Below are 17,893 nucleotides of genomic sequence, written 5' to 3'. Positions count from 1 at the left end.
CCGTTTATTGTTATTTACATAACCTCGCGCCATGCTTAATGGCATCTCATATCATGGATTTATGATTAATGTTCGCAAAACACAAAAACAGCGCAAGGCTGCGCGATGAAGAGCGTGCGCGGCTGATCTGGCTGCTCACCACCGACAAAGCCATCGTTTCCACCCTGTTAGGCAAGCTCACCCTGGCTGAGCAATATGATGTCGGAACGTTATCCGACGATATTGCTGAGGTAGGCGCGCTGGTCGACCATCTTCCGCCGCCCGATCTCGCGGATACTCTGGAAGCGCTCCCGTCGGAAGAGCGTCACGCCCTCTGGCGGCTGATCGCAAGCGAAAAGCGCGGCTACGTGCTGCTCGAAGCTTCAGAAAACGTCTGGGACGACCTGATCGACGAAATGACCGATCGGGAGTTGCTCGAGGCGCTGCAATACCTCGACATCGACGAACAGATTTACCTGGTTCAACACCTGCCGCGTAACCTCACTGGCCGGTTACTGGCGACGCTGCCACCCGAAGAACGGGCCCGCGTGCGCCAGGTCATGCATTACGAAAAGAATCGCGTCGGTGCGATTATGGAGTTCGAGGTCATTACCGTTCGCCCGGACGTGACGCTGGAAGTGGTACAGCGCTATCTGCGTCGTCTGGGCAAGATGCCGGAAAACACCGATAAACTGTTTGTCACCCGTCGCGACAAAACGCTGGTCGGGGAGCTTACCCTGACCTGTATTTTGCTCAACGACGTGCAGCGCAAAGTCAGCGAGGTGATGGATGACGATCCGCTGACCTTCGCCCCGGAAGACAAAGCGGAAAACGCGGCGCGTACCTTCGAACGTGACAACCTGGTCAGCGCCGCGGTGGTTGATCCTTCCGGCAAACTGATGGGGCGCCTGACGATCGATGAGATAGTCGACGTGGTGTATGAAGAAACGGACACCGATCTGCGTCGGATGGGCGGGTTGAGCGCGGAAGAGGACGTTTTTGCGCCCGTACCTAAAGCGGTGAAAACGCGCTGGGCGTGGCTGGCTATCAACCTGTGTACCGCGTTCATCGCCTCGCGCGTGATTGATGGCTTTGAGCACACCATTTCGCAACTGGTGGCGCTGGCGTCGCTGATGCCCATTGTCGCCGGGATCGGCGGGAATACCGGTAATCAGACCATCACCATGATTGTCCGGGCGCTGGCGTTACAAAACATTCAGCCGGGTAACCTGACGTTTCTTATTCTGCGCGAGATGGGCGTGGCGTTGGTGAATGGCCTTGTCTGGGGCGGGATCATGGGTGGGATCACCTGGTGGCTGTACGACGACATGGCGCTCGGCGGGGTGATGACCCTGGCAATGATGCTGAACCTGTTAATGGCGGCGCTAATGGGGGTGATCATCCCGATGACGATGGTGAAGCTCGGGCGCGACCCGGCGGTCGGTTCGAGCGTAATGATTACCGCGATTACCGATACCGGCGGGTTCTTTATTTTTCTTGGGCTGGCGACGCTGTTTCTGATGTAGCGCATCGTTTACGCGTTACGACGCGGGGCAGTAATCCCATCGCCACCACTCCGGCAACCACGCCAATCGCCAGGTTGCCGGTGGAGACCGTTGCGCCAACGGTAATGACCATCACCAGCGTTTTCACCACGGGCAGTGTCGTCAGGGTAGCGGGCTGGATGCTGTGCCAACTGAACGTTTTCACCGCCACAATCACCATGATCCCGGCCAGAACCGACATCGGGATTTTCGCCATCACGTCGCTCAGCGCGGTCACCAGCAGCAGTAAAACCAGCCCGGCGGCGATTGTCGACACGCGGCTGCGGCCTTTCCCCATCTCCACGTTAACGATGGTCTGCCCGATCATCGCGCAGCCGGCAATGCCGCCGTAAAAACCCGCCAGAATGTTGGCCAATCCCAGACCCGTGCTTTCACGATTTTTATTCGACGGCGTGACCGTCAGGTCATCAACCAGTTTCGCCGTCAACAGCGACTCCATCAGGCCTACGAAGGCGATACTCAGTGCGCAGGGCCAGATAATCGCCAGCGTGTGCAGATTCAGCGGTACCAACAGTTGCGTCAGTGCCGGTAGGCCTCCACGCATTGAACCTTCATCGCCGACGGTTGGCAGCAATTGCCCGGTGGTTGCGGTAAACAGCGTCAGCAAGACAATGGCAATCAGCGGCGCAGGAATGCTTTTAATCACCCGCGGTACCCACAGCACAATCAGCAGCGTTAAAGTAAATAGTCCCCAGATGAGTGGGCTTGTGCTCCAGAAATGGGGAACCTGGGCGAAGAAAATCAGAATACCGAGGGCGTTCACAAAACCGGTCATGACGGCGGTGGGAATAAAACGCATCAGCCGCGCCATCCCGGTGACGCCAAACAGAATCTGAATGAGTCCGGCCAGCACCACCGCCGGCAGGATGTACTGTACGCCATGCTGATGCACCATCGGACCAATCACCAGCGCAACGGAACCGGCGGCCGCTGTGACCATCGCGGGGCGACCGCCCATGAAAGACATGGCAAGACAGAGGACCACCGAGGCGATCAGACTGACTTTCGGGTCAACGCCAGCAATCACCGAAAAGGAAATCACTTCCGGGATCAGCGCCAGCGCGGTAATGACTCCCGCCAGCGTTTCGCGTATCAGCAGACGTGGGGCGCGAAGGACGCCACTGACGGTGTGTTCTTCAGCCAGAGCAGGAGACGAAGGGGTTACAGACATATTTACTCTCAGGTCGGAAGGGGCCTGATAACAGCAGACCAGCAGGCGTCCGTGCGGTGAATAATAAAGCGCCGCATAGTACCTTTCTGGAGCGTCTGTTTCCAGAAAATATTGCGAATAACCCTATAAAGATTCAACGTATTTTTAACTTTTATAAAATTTAAATATAATTTATAAACAATATTTAAATATTTTTACTGAAATGTTAACGTTGATGCCGCTCGATTTTCACCTGCAAAAAGCAAAAAAACGATACTAAAAGTAAGGCATTAACAATATGAAAAAAGTGACTGCCATGCTCTTCTCGATGGCCGTAGGGCTGAATGCTGTCTCGATGGCGGCAAAAGCGAAAGCGACGGAAGAGCAGGAGACGGACGTACTGTTGATCGGCGGCGGCATCATGAGCGCTACATTGGGAACGTATTTACAGGAACTGGAACCCGGCTGGTCGATGACCATGGTGGAGCGCCTGGACGGTGTCGCGCAAGAGAGTTCAAACGGCTGGAACAACGCCGGTACAGGGCACTCCGCGCTGATGGAGTTGAACTACACGCCAAAGAAAGCCGACGGGAGTATCAGCACCGAAAAGGCAGTTGAAATTAACGAAGCCTTCCAGATTTCCCGCCAGTTCTGGGCGCATCAGGTCAACAGCGGCGTGTTGCACGACCCTCGTTCCTTCATCACCACCGTTCCGCACATGAGCTTCGTCTGGGGGGATGAGAATGTTAACTTCCTGCGCGCCCGTTATGCGGCGCTGCAACAGAGCACACTGTTCCGCGGCATGCGCTACTCTGAAGATCACGCGCAAATCAAAGAGTGGGCGCCGCTGGTGATGGAAGGGCGCGATCCGAAACAGAAGGTCGCCGCCACGCGAACTGAAATGGGAACGGATGTGAACTACGGCGAAATCACGCGCCAGTTGATTGCCTCGTTACAGAAAAAGCCTAACTTTACGCTGGAGTTAAGCACCGAAGTCCGCGGTTTTAAACGTAACGACGATAACAGCTGGACGGTGACCGTCGCCGATCTGAAAAACGGCGAAGCGGAACATCACATCAAAGCCAAATTCGTCTTTATCGGCGCAGGCGGCGCAGCGCTGAAACTGCTGCAGGAGACCGGTATTCCTGAAGCCAAAGAGTATGCTGGCTTCCCGGTCGGCGGTCAGTTCCTGGTCGCGGAAAACCCGGACGTTGTGAATCGTCATCTGGCGAAAGTGTACGGTCAGGCTTCCGTGGGCGCGCCGCCGATGTCGGTTCCGCATATCGATACCCGTATTCTGGACGGTAAACGCGTGGTGCTGTTTGGGCCGTTCGCTACCTTCTCCACTAAATTCCTGAAAAACGGTTCGCTGTGGGATCTGCTGAGCTCAACCACGCCTTCGAACTTCATGCCGATGGTCAATGTGGGACTGGATAACTTCGATCTGGTGAAATACCTGATTAGCCAGGTGATGCTGAGTGATGACGACCGCTTTGACGCGCTGAAAGCGTACTATCCGCAGGCGAAGAAAGCGGACTGGCGTTTGTGGCAGGCGGGTCAGCGCGTACAGATCATCAAGCGTGATGAAGACAAAGGGGGCGTACTGCGTCTGGGAACGGAAGTGGTGAGCGACAAAGAAGGAACCGTTGCCGCGCTGCTGGGCGCGTCACCGGGCGCATCCACTGCGGCACCGATCATGCTCCACCTGATGGAAACGGTCTTCAAAGATAAAGTGAGCACGCCGCAATGGCAGGCGAAGCTGAAAACGATTATTCCGTCTTACGGTACAAAACTGAACGGCAACGTTGAGGCGACGCAGCAGGAACTGCAATATACCAGTGAGGTGCTGGGTCTGAAATATGACAAGCAGCAGGTGGCAGACTCGCTGCCCACACCGCAACTGAAACCTCAGGCTCAGCCGGAGCGTAAAGCCGTCGCGGATATCGCACTGTAACCCGATTGCCGGATGGCGCTGCGCTTTTCCGGCCTACATCACGTTCCTGTAGGCCGGATAAGGCGGTACGTCGCTATCCGGCATCATTAGCTATTTATCGCGTTACCGCGTTCTGCACGTTATCTTCCGCTTTCCAGATGCGGAATTTCACATCGATATTTGCCGGGGTATACACCACGATCGGCAACTTGCTGTTGTAACGCAGCATCCCGTTATCACCCAGATACGCGGTGACAAACTTCTGCTCTTTTTTGCCGTCCGGGCAGGCCATCATGGTCGATACCGGAGAGGTGACTTTGTCAAAGACGTAGTAGTCATAACCCCAACCTTCCAGCGTTTTGCTTTCCAGTGCGCCGCCCAGACGATGCTGGTTGCAGTCGACCTCCAGCGTCTGGCCGATCATCAGTTCCACTTTCAGAGTAGATTCATCTTCCTGATGGGGTAACTGGATAACCTGGCGCTTCATCCCTTTTTCCGCCTGCGGATAAGGGGCGATTTTTTCCAGCGGTTGCGGGTTAGTCTCAGCGGATGCCGCCCATGCAGAGGTGCTGGCGAAGGCAGCGAACAAAACGGCAGGGACCATTGTCTTCATTTTAGAGTTCACAGGTTTTCCTTTTTTATCTTATGAACGATTTCACGGCAGGTTAGCATATTCACCAGAGTTATTGATCTGTCTTTACGTATTTTTTAAGTGCATTAACTGAGTGCATGTCTTTAGTCTGGTTATTTATTCTGTCAATGACCATTTGGCCCGGACAATTATCCTGACAGTTACTTCGATATATAAATAATTACATAACCCTTTGATATGTGCGGAGAAGCACATTCTGACAAGCTTCATTAACACTCTTTTGATCCAACCACTGGTTTTACCCCAATTGGGGTATGCACCTGGAACACATCCTTTACTATCTTACCGATCATAATAATGACTTAGTAGTAACGCGGTTTTTATTGTCGTTCACCCAGCCGGGGGAGCGTCGTTTATGGAAGGGCGATGCCATGGTTGATTTATCCCGTCGAGGCATACTGACTGGCAGTTGGCGTAATGCTAACCGTGGGATCCGTCCGCCGTGGAGCATGGAAGCCTCTCAGTTTCTGTCCCAGTGTACCCGTTGCGACGCCTGTATTCAGGCTTGTGAACACGATGTTTTGCAGCGTGGGCCGGGTGGCTATCCAAACGTTAATTTCCAACAAAGCGAATGCACCTTCTGCTACGCCTGCGCGCAGGCTTGCCCCGAATCTCTCTTTTCTCCGCGCCACACCAGGGCATGGGATCTGATTTTTACCATTGGGCAAGCGTGTCTGGCGTATCAGTCCGTAGAGTGCCGCCGCTGTCAGGATAGTTGTGAGCCGCAGGCGATTATGTTTCGCCCAACGCTGTCCGGCATTTATCAACCACAACTCAATAACCAGAACTGTAACGGATGCGGCGCGTGTGTCGCCAGTTGCCCGGTGTCAGCCATTACCGCGGAGTATAACCATGCACATTAACTGGCAGGTCTGCAGCCTGATTGTTCAGGCCAAAGGCGAACATGTACAGGATATCAGCACGCAGTTAAACGCATTGCCGGGCTGCGAAGTGGCGGTAAGCGACCCGCAAAGCGGTCAGATGATTGCCGTGGTTGAAGCAGAACACAGCGAAACGCTGATGCAAACAATTGAGTCGGTACGCAACGTTGCGGGCGTACTGGCGGTGTCGCTGGTTTATCACCAGCAGGAAGAACAAGGTGAGGAAACACCATGAAACTCAGTCGTCGTAGCTTTATGAAAGCTAACGCCGTTGCGGCCGCTGCGGCGGCTGCCGGGCTAAGCGTGCCGGGCGTTGCCCGTGCAGTTGTCGGTCAACAGGAAGCCATCAAGTGGGATAAAGCCCCGTGCCGTTTTTGTGGCACAGGCTGTGGCGTACTGGTCGGGACGCAACAGGGGCGTATTGTCGCCTGTCAGGGCGACCCGGAAGCCCCGGTTAACCGTGGTCTGAACTGCATCAAGGGCTATTTCCTGCCCAAAATTATGTACGGAGAGGACCGTTTAACGCAGCCGCTGCTGCGTATGAAAGACGGTAAGTACAGCAAAGACGGCGAATTTACGCCGATCGGTTGGGAGCAGGCTTTCGACGTGATGGAAGAGAAATTCAAAACCTCACTGAAAGAGAAAGGCCCGGAGTCTGTCGGCATGTTTGGTTCCGGCCAGTGGACCATCTGGGAAGGTTATGCCGCCTCCAAACTGTTTAAAGCCGGTTTCCGCTCGAACAACCTCGACCCAAACGCACGTCACTGCATGGCGTCAGCGGTAGTCGGCTTCATGCGAACCTTTGGTATGGACGAACCGATGGGCTGCTACGACGATATCGAGCATACCGATGCGTTTGTCCTGTGGGGCGCCAATATGGCGGAAATGCACCCGATCCTCTGGTCGCGCATCACCAACCGTCGTCTCTCCGATCCGAATGTTAACGTTTCCGTGCTGTCCACTTTCCAGCACCGTAGCTTTGAGCTGGCGGACAACGGGATGGTCTTTACGCCGCAGTCTGACCTGGTGATCCTCAACTACATCGCCAACTACATCATTCAGAATAACGCGATTAACCAGGACTTCTTCAGCAAGCACGTTAACGTCCGCAAAGGGGCAACGGATATCGGCTATGGCCTGCGTCCGACCCATCCGCTGGAAAAAGCTGCGAAAAACCCAGGTTCTGACGCCTCTGAGCCGATGAGCTTTGAAGATTACAAAGCGTTTGTTGCCGAGTATACGCTGGAAAAAACCGCTGAAATGACCAGCGTGCCAAAAGATCAACTGGAACAACTGGCGAAGCTGTATGCCGACCCGAACAAGAAGGTCATCTCCTACTGGACAATGGGCTTCAACCAGCATACGCGCGGCGTGTGGGCCAACAACCTGATCTACAACATCCACCTGCTGACCGGCAAAATTGCGCAACCGGGCTGTGGGCCGTTCTCTTTGACCGGACAGCCTTCTGCCTGTGGTACTGCGCGTGAAGTGGGCACCTTTGCTCACCGTCTGCCAGCGGACATGGTGGTCACCAACGAAAAACACCGTGAGATCTGCGAAAAACACTGGAATATCCCGGCAGGGACTATTCCGGCGAAAATCGGTCTTCACGCGGTTGCCCAGGACCGGGCACTGAAAGACGGCAAGCTGAACGTCTACTGGACGATGTGTACCAACAATATGCAGGCGGGTCCGAACATCAATGAAGATCGTCTGCCGGGCTGGCGCGATCCGCGCAACTTTATCATTGTCTCCGATCCGTACCCGACCGTCAGCGCGCTGGCAGCGGATCTGATCCTGCCAACCGCGATGTGGGTGGAGAAGGAAGGGGCTTATGGTAACGCCGAGCGCCGCACCCAGTTCTGGCGCCAGCAGATTAAAGCACCGGGTGAATCAAAATCTGACCTGTGGCAACTGGTTCAGTTCTCACGTCGTTTCAAAACGGAAGAGGTCTGGCCTGAAGAGCTGCTGGCACAGAAACCGGAACTGCGCGGTAAAACGCTGTATGACGTACTGTTTGCCACGCCTGCGGTGAGCAAGTTCCCGCTGACGGAGTTGAAAGAGGATCAGTTGAACGATGAATCCCGCGATCTGGGCTTCTACCTGCAAAAAGGATTGTTTGAAGAGTACGCCTGGTTTGGTCGCGGACACGGTCACGATCTCGCACCGTTCGATGACTACCACAAGGCGCGCGGTCTGCGCTGGCCAGTCGTTGACGGGAAAGAGACGCAGTGGCGCTACAGCGAAGGTAACGATCCGTACGTCAAAGCGGGCGAAGGCTACAAGTTCTACGGTAAGCCAGACGGTAAAGCGGTGATTTTCGCGCTGCCGTTTGAACCTGCCGCTGAAGTCCCGGATGCAGAGTACGACCTGTGGCTTTCCACGGGACGTGTACTGGAGCACTGGCATACCGGCAGTATGACGCGCCGCGTGCCTGAACTGCACCGGGCCTTCCCGGAAGGGGTTCTGTTTATTCATCCGCTGGATGCGAAAAAACGGGACCTGCGCCGTGGCGATAAAGTCAAAGTGGTTTCACGTCGTGGCGAGGTGGTTTCCATTGTTGAAACCCGTGGACGTAACCGTCCGCCGCAGGGGCTGGTATACATGGCGTTCTTCGATGCCGCACAGCTGGTGAATAACCTGACGCTGGATGCGACAGATCCGCTCTCTAAAGAGACGGATTTCAAGAAGTGTGCTGTGAAACTGGCGAAGGTGTAACACGCCATGTCCCGGTCAGCGAAACCCCAAAACGGCCGCCGCCGCTTTCTGCGCGATGTTGTACGCACAGCGGGTGGACTGGCTGCCGTTGGCGTGGCGCTGGGGTTACAGCAGCAAACCGCACGAGCTACGGGCGTGCGGTTGCGCCCGCCTGGTGCCGTGAACGAGAACGCCTTTGCCAGCGCCTGTGTGCGCTGCGGGCAGTGCGTTCAGGCATGTCCGTATGACACCTTAAAACTGGCGACGCTCGCGTCGGGCTTGTCGGCCGGTACGCCGTATTTTGTTGCCCGCGATATCCCGTGCGAAATGTGCGAAGACATTCCGTGCGCCAAAGTGTGCCCCAGCGGGGCGCTGGACCGGGAGATTGCCTCCATTGATGATTCGCGGATGGGGCTGGCGGTTCTGTTGGATCAGGAAAACTGCCTGAACTTCCAGGGCTTACGCTGTGACGTCTGCTACCGCGAGTGCCCAAAAATCGATGAGGCCATCACGCTGGAACTGGATCGCAACATGCGAACCGGCAAACATGCGCGATTTATCCCCACCGTTCACAGCGATGCCTGCACGGGTTGCGGTAAATGTGAAAAAGTCTGCGTGCTTGAACAGCCGGCGATAAAAGTGTTGCCGCTGACGCTGGCGAAAGGGGAGTTGGGTCACCATTACCGCTTCGGCTGGCTGGAGGGGAACGATGGCAAATCGTAAGCGTGACGCCGGGCGCGAAGCGCAGGCGAAAAAAGGCATATGGCGGAGTCACCGCTGGCTGATTTTCCGCCGTCTCAGTCAGTTTATCGTGCTGGGAATGTTTCTGAGCGGTCCGTGGTTTGGCGTATGGATCCTGCACGGGAACTACACCAGTAGCTTGCTGCTGGATACGATCCCGCTGACGGATCCGTTGATTACCCTGCAAAGCCTGGCGAGCGGTCATCTGCCCGCCGCGGTGGGACTCACGGGCGCGGCGATTATTACGGCGCTGTATGCCCTGGCAGGAAAGCGATTGTTTTGCAGTTGGGTCTGCCCGCTGAACCCGATTACCGATTTTGCGGCCTGGCTACGTAGAAGGTTTGACCTGAATCAGTCCGCAACCATTCCACGTCATATACGGTACGTACTTCTGGTTATTGTGCTGGTGGGGTCAGCGCTGACCGGGACGCTACTGTGGGAATGGATTAACCCTGTTTCACTGCTGGGGCGTAGCCTGGTGATGGGATTCGGTAGCGGCGCACTGCTGATTATCGCTCTGTTTTTATTTGATTTGCTGGTCGTTGAACACGGCTGGTGCGGGCATCTTTGTCCTTTAGGCGCACTGTATGGCGTGCTGGGTAGCCAGGGCGTGTTAACCGTTGCGGCAAAAGACCGACAGAAATGTAACCGCTGTATGGACTGTTTTCATGTTTGCCCGGAACCGCATGTGTTACGTGCCCCGGTGCTGGATGAGCAAAGCCCGGTGCAGGTCACCAGTCGCGATTGCATGGCCTGCGGTCGCTGCGTGGATGTCTGTTCTGAGGACGTATTTACAATAACTACACGATGGAGTTCGGGAGCGAAATCATGAAAAGCCATGACCTGAAGAAAGCGCTGTGTCAATGGACAGCCCTGCTGGCCCTGGTGGTGAGCGGTGCGGTTTGGGCGGCAAACGGAGTGGATCTTAGCCAGTCTCCGGAAGTGTCAGGGACACAGGAAGGGGCGATTCGCATGCACAAAGAGCAGGAGCGTATGCCGCTGAACTACGTGAATCAGCCGCCGATGATTCCCCATAGCGTCGATGGTTACCAGGTGACCACGAATACCAACCGCTGTCTGCAATGCCACGGTGTCGAAAGCTATCGTACCACCGGCGCGCCGCGTATTAGTCCAACTCACTTTATGGACAGCGACGGCAAAGTGCTGGCCGAAGTGGCGCCGCGTCGTTATTTCTGTTTGCAGTGTCATGTGCCGCAGACTGACGCCCCGCCGATTGTGGGTAACACCTTTACCCCATCGAAAGGTTACGGAAAATAAGAGGTCATTATGGAAAATTCTAACCGTAAACCAGGCCGGATTAAGCGCCTCTGGCAATGGTGGCGTCGCCCCAGTCGCCTGGCGCTGGGTACGCTGCTGTTAATCGGGTTCGTCGGCGGGATTATTTTCTGGGGTGGATTTAACACCGGGATGGAAAAAGCCAACACCGAAGAGTTCTGCATTAGCTGTCACGAAATGCGCAACACGGTGTATCAGGAGTACATGGAAACCGTGCACTACAACAACCGTAGTGGTGTACGCGCGACCTGTCCTGACTGCCACGTACCGCACGAGTTTGTGCCGAAAATGATCCGTAAGATCAAAGCCAGCAAAGAGTTATATGCCAAAGCGTTGGGGCTTATCGATACACCGCAGAAGTTCGAAGCGCATCGCCTGACGATGGCGCAGAATGAATGGCGAAGAATGAAAGATAACAATTCTCAGGAGTGTCGTAACTGTCACAACTTTGAATTCATGGACTTAACGGCCCAGAAGAGTGTCGCCGCGAAAATGCACGATCAGGCGGTGAAAGACGGGCAAACCTGTATTGATTGCCATAAAGGGATTGCGCATAAGCTTCCCGATATGCGCGACGTCAAACCGGGCTTCTGACGGGGTGGTAATGAGTGGGTAGTATGCTTGAAGCCAGAAAGCTCCTCTGCGAGCGGGATGAACGAGTCCTGTTTAGCGATTTGTCGTTCCAGGTCAACGCAGGGGAGTGGATACAAGTTACCGGGGGCAATGGCGCGGGGAAAACCACCCTGTTGCGATTGCTGACGGGACTCTCTCGCCCTGATGCCGGGGAGGTATGCTGGCAAGCGCAACCGCTGCATCGTGTACGGGACAGCTATCATCAAAATTTGTTGTGGATTGGACATCAGCCGGGGATCAAAACCCGGCTGACGGCGTTGGAGAACCTGCGTTTTTTCCACCAGGACGGTGACAGCGCAAAATGTCTCGCGGCGCTGGCGCAGGCTGGCCTCGCCGGATACGAAGATATCCCTGTCAATCAGCTCTCTGCCGGACAGCAGCGCCGGGTGGCGTTAGCGCGTCTCTGGCTGACTCGCGCCACGCTCTGGATCCTCGACGAACCCTTTACCGCCATTGATGTGAACGGCGTTGAACGCCTGACGCAGCGGATGGCGCAGCATACTGAAGAGGGGGGGATTGTCATCCTCACCACCCACCAGCCGTTGAACGTCGCCACGGACCGCATTCGCCGGATTGCGCTAACTCACGAGAGGGTAGGGCAATGATGTGGCGTATCTTTCGTCTTGAACTGCGCGTGGCTTTTCGCCATAGCGCGGAAATTGCCAATCCGCTGTGGTTCTTCCTGATTGTCATTACGCTGTTCCCGCTGAGTATTGGCCCGGAACCGCAGCTGCTGGCGCGCATTGCGCCGGGCATTATCTGGGTCGCTGCGCTGCTGGCTTCGCTGCTGGCGCTGGAGCGACTGTTTCGCGATGACCTGCAGGACGGCAGCCTTGAGCAACTGATGCTGCTGCCGATCCCGTTACCGATGGTGGTGCTGGCAAAAGTTATGGCCCACTGGATGGTCACCGGTTTGCCGCTGTTGATCCTCTCTCCGCTGGTGGCGCTGCTGCTGGGGATGGACATCTACGGCTGGAAAATTATGGCGCTGACCTTGCTGCTGGGGACGCCGACGCTGAGCTTTCTCGGCGCACCGGGGGTGGGCTTAACGGTTGGGCTAAAGCGCGGCGGCGTGTTGCTGAGCGTACTGGTGCTGCCGTTGACTATCCCGTTGTTGATTTTTGCTACCGCCGCGATGGATGCGGCATCCATGCATCTTCCTGTGGATGGATACATGGCGATTTTAGGCGCGTTACTGGCGGGTAGCGCGACGTTGAGTCCTTTTGCGACGGCGGCAGCGTTACGCATTAGTTTGCAGTAATGCGTTGCCTGATGGCGCTGCGCTTATCAGGCCTACAGGGACAGAGTATGCAGTATGTAGGCCGGATAAGGCGTCAGCCGCCATCCGGCATGACGGTAACTTCATTCGTTTGAGTCTGGTGACGGAATTATGTGGAAAACACTTCATCAACTGGCTATGCCCCCACGGCTGTATCAGCTTTGTGGCTATTTCGTGCCGTGGCTGGCCGTCGCCAGTGTACTGGTGCTGGCTACGGGTTGGATCTGGGGATTCGGTTTTGCACCCGCGGATTACCAGCAGGGGCAGAGCTACCGCATTATTTATCTGCATGTCCCGGCGGCAATCTGGTCAATGGGGATTTATGCCTCGATGGCGGTGGCGGCGTTTATCGGCCTGGTCTGGCAGATGAAAATGGCGAACCTGGCGCTGGCCGCGATGGCGCCGATTGGTGCGGTGTTTACGTTTATTGCGCTGGTTACCGGCTCTGCCTGGGGCAAACCGATGTGGGGCACCTGGTGGGTATGGGATGCGCGGCTGACTTCGGAACTGGTGCTGCTGTTTCTCTACGTTGGCGCGATTGCCCTGTGGCATGCCTTTGACGACCGTAAAATGGCAGGGCGCGCAGCAGGGATCCTGGTGCTGATTGGTGTGGTGAACCTGCCGATCATTCACTATTCGGTGGAGTGGTGGAACACGCTGCATCAGGGCTCAACCCGCATGCAGCAAAGCATTGACCCGGCTATGCGTACGCCGCTGCGGTTAGCGATTATCGGCTACCTGCTGCTGTTCATCACGCTGTCGCTGATGCGCATGCGTAACCTGATTCTGATGATGGAAAAACGTCGCCCGTGGGTGAGTGAACTGATTTTAAAAAGGGGCCGCCAATGACCACTGCATTTGCATCCTGGAGTGAATTTTTTGCGATGGGCGGTTACGCCTTTTACGTCTGGCTGGCCGTGGCGCTGAGCATCATCCCGCTGGCGGTACTGGTTATTCATACTGTGACGCAGCATCGCGCCATCTTGCGTGATGTTTCCCGACAACGGGCGCGTGAAGCCCGCCTGCGTGCGGCGCAGACAGAACGGGAGGCGGCGTGAATATTCGACGTAAGAACCGTTTATGGATTGCCTGCGGCGTACTCGTTGGATTAGCACTGACGATTACGCTGGTGCTTTACGCGCTGCGCGCCAACATCGACCTGTTCTATACGCCAGGTGAGATTATCTACGGTAAACGCGAGACGCAGCAGATGCCGGAAGTGGGCCAGCGGCTGCGGGTGGGCGGCATGGTTATGCCCGGCAGCGTGAAGCGCGATCCGAACTCGCTGAAGGTGAATTTCAGCATCTATGACGCCGAAGGCGTGGTGGATGTCACCTACGAAGGCATCCTGCCGGACCTGTTCCGTGAAGGGCAGGGCGTGGTGGTGCAGGGGGAACTCGGCGAGAAAAATCACATCCTCGCGAAAGAAGTTCTCGCCAAGCATGATGAGAATTACACGCCGCCGGAAGTCGAAAAAGCGATGCAGGAAAACCATCGTCGCCCGGCAAGCGTCAATAAGGATAAGACATCATGATGCCTGAAATTGGCAATGCGCTGTTATGCCTGGCTCTCGGCGTTGCGTTGTTACTCTCAGTCTATCCGCTATGGGGCGTGGCACGCGGCGACGCGCGGATGATGGCATCGGCAAGACCCTTCGCCTGGCTGCTGTTCATCCTGGTGATGGGGGCCTTCATGGTGCTGATTAACGCCTTTGTGGTGAATGATTTTACCGTGCTCTATGTCGCCAGTAACTCCAACACGCAACTGCCCGTCTGGTATCGCGCCGCGGCCACCTGGGGCGCGCATGAAGGCTCGCTGCTGCTCTGGGTGTTGCTGATGAGCGGCTGGACGTTTGCCGTCGCGCTGTTTTCTCAGCGGATGCCGCTGGATATCGTCGCCCGCGTGCTCGCGGTGATGGGGATGGTCAGCGTCGGTTTCCTGTTATTCATTCTGTTTACCTCCAACCCCTTTGCCCGCACGCTGCCGGATTTCCCGATTGAAGGGTGCGATCTGAATCCATTGCTGCAGGATCCGGGACTGATCTTCCATCCCCCGCTGCTGTATATGGGCTATGTTGGTTTCTCAGTCGCCTTCGCGTTCGCTATCGCGGCGTTGATGAGCGGCCGTCTGGACAGCACCTTTGCCCGTTTTTCGCGTCCGTGGACGCTGGCCGCGTGGGTTTTTCTGACGCTAGGGATCGTGCTGGGCTCGGCATGGGCTTACTACGAACTCGGCTGGGGCGGCTGGTGGTTCTGGGACCCGGTGGAAAACGCCTCGTTTATGCCGTGGCTGGTGGGTACCGCGCTGATGCACTCGCTGGCGGTCACTGAACAGCGCGGTAGTTTCAAAGCGTGGACGCTGCTGCTCTCCATCTGTGCGTTCTCGCTCTGTCTGTTGGGGACGTTCCTTGTACGCTCGGGCGTGCTGGTATCGGTGCATGCGTTTGCTTCCGACCCGTCCCGCGGGATGTTCATTTTGGCCTTCATGGTGCTGGTGATCGGCGGCTCGCTGCTGCTGTTTGCCACGCGTGGGCATAAGGTCCGCTCCAGGGTGAATAACGCCCTCTGGTCACGCGAATCGTTGCTGCTTGGTAACAACGTGCTGCTGATTGCCGCCATGCTGGTGGTGCTGCTGGGAACACTGCTCCCACTGGTGCATAAGCAGCTCGGGCTGGGGAGTATTTCCATCGGCGAACCGTTCTTTAATACCATGTTTACCTGGCTGATGGCGCCGTTTGCCCTGCTGCTGGGCATTGGCCCGCTGGTCCGCTGGGGACGCGATCGACCGCGTAAATTGCAACGGTTGCTGGTCATCGCGCTGGTCAGCACTTTTGGGCTCTCTCTGCTGCTGCCGTGGCTGTTTGAGAACAAGATTGTCGCCATGACGGTTGTCGGGCTGGCAATGGCCTGCTGGGTGTTTGTGCTGGCGATGGCGGAGCTTGCGCAGCGTATATCGCGTGGTACAAAAATGACGCTCAGCTACTGGGGGATGGTGGCCGGGCACGTCGGCCTGGCGGTGACGATTGTCGGGATCGCCTTCAGTCAGAACTACAGCGTCGAGCGCGATGTCCGCATGAAGGCCGGCGATAGCGTCGATATTCATGAATATCGCTTCACCTTCCGTGAAGTGAAGGATATCACTGGCCCCAACTATCGCGGTGGCGTGGCAATTATCGGCGTGACCCGTGATGGCAAAGCAGAAGCGACGCTGCACGCCGAAAAACGGTTCTATAACAGCACCAGTTCGATGATGACGGAAGCGGCGATTGATGGCGGGATCACCCGCGATCTGTACGCGGCGCTCGGCGAAGAACTGGATAACGGCGCGTGGGCCGTTCGTCTGTATTACAAACCGTTTATTCGCTGGATCTGGGCGGGTGGAATATTGATGGCGCTGGGTGGGCTGTTGTGTCTGTTTGACCCACGTTATCGCAAACGCGTACAACCGCAAAAATCGGCGTCGGAGGCGGTATGAAGCGTAACGTACTTTTGATTCCCTTTGTGATTTTCCTCGTGATTGCCGCGGCGTTGCTGTGGCAACTGGCGCGCAACGCAGAAGGCGACACGCCGACGAATCTGGAATCGGCACTGATTGGTAAACCGGTGCCGACCTTTCGACTCGAGTCTCTGGAAAACCCCGGTAAGCATTATGAGGCGGACGTGCTGACCCAGGGCAAACCGGTCTTACTTAACGTCTGGGCGACGTGGTGCCCGACCTGTCGCGCTGAGCATCAGTACCTGAACCAGTTGTCGGCACAGGGGATTCGCGTGGTGGGGCTGAACTATAAGGACGACCGCCAGAAAGCCATCGTCTGGCTGAAAGAATTGGGTAATCCCTACGCGCTGAGCCTGTTTGACGGCGACGGCATGCTGGGCCTGGATCTGGGGGTCTATGGCGCGCCGGAAACGTTTCTGATCGACGGTAAAGGCATTATTCGCTATCGCCATGCCGGGGATCTGAACGCCCGCGTCTGGGAGAGTGAAATCAAGCCGCTGTGGGAGAAATACAGCAAGGAGGCCGCGCAATGAGAATTCTGCTGAGTGTGCTGTTGCTGCTGCTTTCTGCCAGGGCGCTTGCCACCATTGATGTGATGCAGTTTAAGGATGAAACCCAGGAGCAACAGTTCCGTCAGTTAACCGAACAGCTGCGCTGTCCGAAATGCCAGAACAACAGCATCGCGGATTCCAATTCAATGATTGCGACCGACCTGCGGCAGAAAGTGTATGAACTGATGCAGGAAGGGAAAAGTCAGAAAGAGATAGTCGACTACATGGTGGCGCGCTATGGCAACTTCGTCACCTATGATCCGCCGCTGACACCGCTGACTATTCTGCTGTGGGTGCTCCCGGTAGCGGCAATTGGTGCCGGTGGCTGGATTATCGTTGCCCGCTCGCGTCGACGGGTACGCCTGAAACAGGAGGTATTCCCGGACGAGATGACGCTAGCGCAGGGCAAACGCGCCGGGCTGGCGGTTTATCTGCCGGGTATTGTGATTGCCGTCATTGTAAGTGCAGTCAGTTATTACCAGACCGGGAGCTATAAGCAGGTGGCAATCTGGCAGCAGGCGACGGCACAAAGCCCGGCCCTGCTGGAGCGCGCGCTGGATCCAAAAGCGCAGCCGCTGGATGAGGAAGAGATGACGCGTCTGGCGCTGGGGCTGCGTACCCGTCTGCAAAGTGATGCGACGAACGTGGAAGGCTGGATCATGCTGGGGCGGATCGGTATGGTGCTCGGCAATGCCAGTACCGCTACCGAGGCATATGCTAACGCCTATCGACTCGATCCGAAGAACAGCGATGCGGCGCTGGGCTATGCTGAAGCGCTAACCCGCTCTTCCGATCCTGATGATAACCGTCGGGGTGGGGAGTTGTTGCGAGAGCTGGTCCGTCGCGATCACGCCAATGTGCGGGTCCTGAGCATGTACGCCTTCAATGCCTACGAGCAGGAACGTTTTGGCGACGCGGTGGCGGCCTGGGAAATGATGCTGAAGATGCTGCCAGCGAACGATACGCGTCGTGCGGTGATTGAGCGCAGTATCGCGCAGGCAATGCAGCACTTATCACCAAAAAGTGAGTAACCACGTGGCC

At 56.3% G+C, this 17,893-nt stretch carries 19 protein-coding genes; 17 read left to right on the top strand and 2 right to left on the bottom strand.

What is annotated here, in order from left to right; all coding sequences use genetic code 11:
- The first annotated feature begins 68 nt into the window (after positions 1 to 68).
- Positions 69 to 1,505 carry a magnesium transporter gene (gene mgtE / locus ACERJC_RS10590; RefSeq protein WP_152403464.1) on the top strand — a complete coding sequence of 479 codons (1,437 nt, stop codon included), beginning with the start codon at positions 69 to 71 and terminating at the stop codon, positions 1,503 to 1,505.
- On the opposite strand, the gene ACERJC_RS10585 is transcribed toward mgtE, so the two are convergent.
- Positions 1,468 to 2,715 (bottom strand): SulP family inorganic anion transporter, encoded by a 1,248-nt coding sequence (locus ACERJC_RS10585; protein WP_373671619.1) that lies wholly within the window; start codon positions 2,713 to 2,715, stop codon positions 1,468 to 1,470. The genes mgtE and ACERJC_RS10585 overlap by 38 nt on opposite strands.
- A gap of 277 nt (positions 2,716 to 2,992) precedes the next feature.
- Here ACERJC_RS10585 and mqo point away from each other — a divergent pair, with 277 nt between their 5' ends.
- Positions 2,993 to 4,648, top strand: a complete 1,656-nt coding sequence (gene mqo, locus ACERJC_RS10580) for a malate dehydrogenase (quinone) (protein WP_373671618.1) — start codon at positions 2,993 to 2,995, stop codon at positions 4,646 to 4,648.
- A gap of 94 nt (positions 4,649 to 4,742) precedes the next feature.
- On the opposite strand, the gene eco is transcribed toward mqo, so the two are convergent.
- Positions 4,743 to 5,240: a serine protease inhibitor ecotin gene (eco, locus tag ACERJC_RS10575; protein WP_286631386.1), complete on the bottom strand. Its 498-nt coding sequence runs from the start codon at positions 5,238 to 5,240 to the stop codon at positions 4,743 to 4,745.
- A 410-nt stretch (positions 5,241 to 5,650) separates the two neighbouring features.
- Here eco and napF point away from each other — a divergent pair, with 410 nt between their 5' ends.
- The 15 genes from napF (at position 5,651) to ACERJC_RS10500 (ending at position 17,883) form a co-directional block, all read left to right on the top strand.
- Positions 5,651 to 6,142: a ferredoxin-type protein NapF gene (gene napF / locus ACERJC_RS10570; RefSeq protein ID WP_152403469.1), complete on the top strand. Its 492-nt coding sequence runs from the start codon at positions 5,651 to 5,653 to the stop codon at positions 6,140 to 6,142.
- A complete protein-coding gene (gene napD / locus ACERJC_RS10565; RefSeq protein ID WP_042317904.1) occupies positions 6,132 to 6,395 on the top strand; it encodes a chaperone NapD in 264 nt (87 codons plus the stop codon). The genes napF and napD overlap by 11 nt, the downstream gene beginning before the upstream one ends.
- Entirely contained in the window at positions 6,392 to 8,878 is a 2,487-nt protein-coding gene (gene napA / locus ACERJC_RS10560; protein ID WP_152403471.1) for a nitrate reductase catalytic subunit NapA, read from the top strand. The genes napD and napA overlap by 4 nt, the downstream gene beginning before the upstream one ends.
- Positions 8,879 to 8,884: 6 nt before the next feature.
- A complete protein-coding gene (gene napG, locus ACERJC_RS10555) occupies positions 8,885 to 9,580 on the top strand; it encodes a ferredoxin-type protein NapG (RefSeq protein WP_371894620.1) in 696 nt (231 codons plus the stop codon).
- Complete coding sequence (napH, locus tag ACERJC_RS10550; protein ID WP_373671617.1) at positions 9,567 to 10,430, top strand: quinol dehydrogenase ferredoxin subunit NapH; 864 nt, start codon at positions 9,567 to 9,569, stop codon at positions 10,428 to 10,430. The genes napG and napH overlap by 14 nt, the downstream gene beginning before the upstream one ends.
- Positions 10,427 to 10,876 (top strand): nitrate reductase cytochrome c-type subunit, encoded by a 450-nt coding sequence (napB, locus tag ACERJC_RS10545; RefSeq protein WP_042317908.1) that lies wholly within the window; start codon positions 10,427 to 10,429, stop codon positions 10,874 to 10,876. Before napH ends, napB begins: the two co-directional genes overlap by 4 nt.
- Before the next feature lie 9 nt (positions 10,877 to 10,885).
- The gene (gene napC / locus ACERJC_RS10540) at positions 10,886 to 11,488 is read left to right on the top strand and encodes a cytochrome c-type protein NapC (RefSeq protein WP_178824476.1); all 603 of its coding nucleotides are present in this window, start codon (positions 10,886 to 10,888) and stop codon (positions 11,486 to 11,488) included.
- Between the two features lie 23 nt (positions 11,489 to 11,511).
- On the top strand, positions 11,512 to 12,132 hold the full coding sequence (gene ccmA / locus ACERJC_RS10535; RefSeq protein ID WP_152403478.1) for a cytochrome c biogenesis heme-transporting ATPase CcmA: 621 nt from the start codon (positions 11,512 to 11,514) through the stop codon (positions 12,130 to 12,132).
- Positions 12,129 to 12,788, top strand: coding sequence for a heme exporter protein CcmB (gene ccmB / locus ACERJC_RS10530; RefSeq protein WP_042317911.1), 660 nt, complete (start codon positions 12,129 to 12,131; stop codon positions 12,786 to 12,788). The genes ccmA and ccmB overlap by 4 nt, the downstream gene beginning before the upstream one ends.
- Before the next feature lie 129 nt (positions 12,789 to 12,917).
- Positions 12,918 to 13,655 (top strand): heme ABC transporter permease, encoded by a 738-nt coding sequence (locus ACERJC_RS10525; RefSeq protein ID WP_152403481.1) that lies wholly within the window; start codon positions 12,918 to 12,920, stop codon positions 13,653 to 13,655.
- Complete coding sequence (gene ccmD, locus ACERJC_RS10520; protein WP_152403483.1) at positions 13,652 to 13,864, top strand: heme exporter protein CcmD; 213 nt, start codon at positions 13,652 to 13,654, stop codon at positions 13,862 to 13,864. The genes ACERJC_RS10525 and ccmD overlap by 4 nt, the downstream gene beginning before the upstream one ends.
- Entirely contained in the window at positions 13,861 to 14,340 is a 480-nt protein-coding gene (gene ccmE, locus ACERJC_RS10515; RefSeq protein ID WP_152403485.1) for a cytochrome c maturation protein CcmE, read from the top strand. Before ccmD ends, ccmE begins: the two co-directional genes overlap by 4 nt.
- On the top strand, positions 14,337 to 16,280 hold the full coding sequence (locus ACERJC_RS10510; RefSeq protein WP_373671616.1) for a heme lyase CcmF/NrfE family subunit: 1,944 nt from the start codon (positions 14,337 to 14,339) through the stop codon (positions 16,278 to 16,280). Before ccmE ends, ACERJC_RS10510 begins: the two co-directional genes overlap by 4 nt.
- Entirely contained in the window at positions 16,277 to 16,834 is a 558-nt protein-coding gene (gene dsbE, locus ACERJC_RS10505; protein ID WP_152403490.1) for a thiol:disulfide interchange protein DsbE, read from the top strand. The genes ACERJC_RS10510 and dsbE overlap by 4 nt, the downstream gene beginning before the upstream one ends.
- Positions 16,831 to 17,883, top strand: a complete 1,053-nt coding sequence (locus ACERJC_RS10500) for a cytochrome c-type biogenesis protein CcmH (RefSeq protein ID WP_371894623.1) — start codon at positions 16,831 to 16,833, stop codon at positions 17,881 to 17,883. The genes dsbE and ACERJC_RS10500 overlap by 4 nt, the downstream gene beginning before the upstream one ends.
- The last annotated feature ends 10 nt before the right edge of the window (positions 17,884 to 17,893 follow it).

This window comes from Citrobacter telavivensis (assembly GCF_041807075.1).
GTDB lineage: Bacteria > Pseudomonadota > Gammaproteobacteria > Enterobacterales > Enterobacteriaceae > Citrobacter_A > Citrobacter_A telavivensis.
This window is presented reverse-complemented; position numbering and strand designations above follow the sequence as displayed.

What these genes read in the sequence shown, in the direction of transcription:
- mgtE (WP_152403464.1), top strand. Translation starts at nt 69, where the DNA reads ATGTTCGCAAAACACAAAAACAGCGCAAGGCTGCGCGATGAAGAGCGT.
- ACERJC_RS10585 (WP_373671619.1), bottom strand. Translation starts at nt 2,715, where the DNA reads ATGTCTGTAACCCCTTCGTCTCCTGCTCTGGCTGAAGAACACACCGTC.
- mqo (WP_373671618.1), top strand. Translation starts at nt 2,993, where the DNA reads ATGAAAAAAGTGACTGCCATGCTCTTCTCGATGGCCGTAGGGCTGAAT.
- eco (WP_286631386.1), bottom strand. Translation starts at nt 5,240, where the DNA reads ATGAAGACAATGGTCCCTGCCGTTTTGTTCGCTGCCTTCGCCAGCACC.
- napF (WP_152403469.1), top strand. Translation starts at nt 5,651, where the DNA reads ATGGTTGATTTATCCCGTCGAGGCATACTGACTGGCAGTTGGCGTAAT.
- napD (WP_042317904.1), top strand. Translation starts at nt 6,132, where the DNA reads ATGCACATTAACTGGCAGGTCTGCAGCCTGATTGTTCAGGCCAAAGGC.
- napA (WP_152403471.1), top strand. Translation starts at nt 6,392, where the DNA reads ATGAAACTCAGTCGTCGTAGCTTTATGAAAGCTAACGCCGTTGCGGCC.
- napG (WP_371894620.1), top strand. Translation starts at nt 8,885, where the DNA reads ATGTCCCGGTCAGCGAAACCCCAAAACGGCCGCCGCCGCTTTCTGCGC.
- napH (WP_373671617.1), top strand. Translation starts at nt 9,567, where the DNA reads ATGGCAAATCGTAAGCGTGACGCCGGGCGCGAAGCGCAGGCGAAAAAA.
- napB (WP_042317908.1), top strand. Translation starts at nt 10,427, where the DNA reads ATGAAAAGCCATGACCTGAAGAAAGCGCTGTGTCAATGGACAGCCCTG.
- napC (WP_178824476.1), top strand. Translation starts at nt 10,886, where the DNA reads ATGGAAAATTCTAACCGTAAACCAGGCCGGATTAAGCGCCTCTGGCAA.
- ccmA (WP_152403478.1), top strand. Translation starts at nt 11,512, where the DNA reads ATGCTTGAAGCCAGAAAGCTCCTCTGCGAGCGGGATGAACGAGTCCTG.
- ccmB (WP_042317911.1), top strand. Translation starts at nt 12,129, where the DNA reads ATGATGTGGCGTATCTTTCGTCTTGAACTGCGCGTGGCTTTTCGCCAT.
- ACERJC_RS10525 (WP_152403481.1), top strand. Translation starts at nt 12,918, where the DNA reads ATGTGGAAAACACTTCATCAACTGGCTATGCCCCCACGGCTGTATCAG.
- ccmD (WP_152403483.1), top strand. Translation starts at nt 13,652, where the DNA reads ATGACCACTGCATTTGCATCCTGGAGTGAATTTTTTGCGATGGGCGGT.
- ACERJC_RS10510 (WP_373671616.1), top strand. Translation starts at nt 14,337, where the DNA reads ATGATGCCTGAAATTGGCAATGCGCTGTTATGCCTGGCTCTCGGCGTT.
- dsbE (WP_152403490.1), top strand. Translation starts at nt 16,277, where the DNA reads ATGAAGCGTAACGTACTTTTGATTCCCTTTGTGATTTTCCTCGTGATT.
- ACERJC_RS10500 (WP_371894623.1), top strand. Translation starts at nt 16,831, where the DNA reads ATGAGAATTCTGCTGAGTGTGCTGTTGCTGCTGCTTTCTGCCAGGGCG.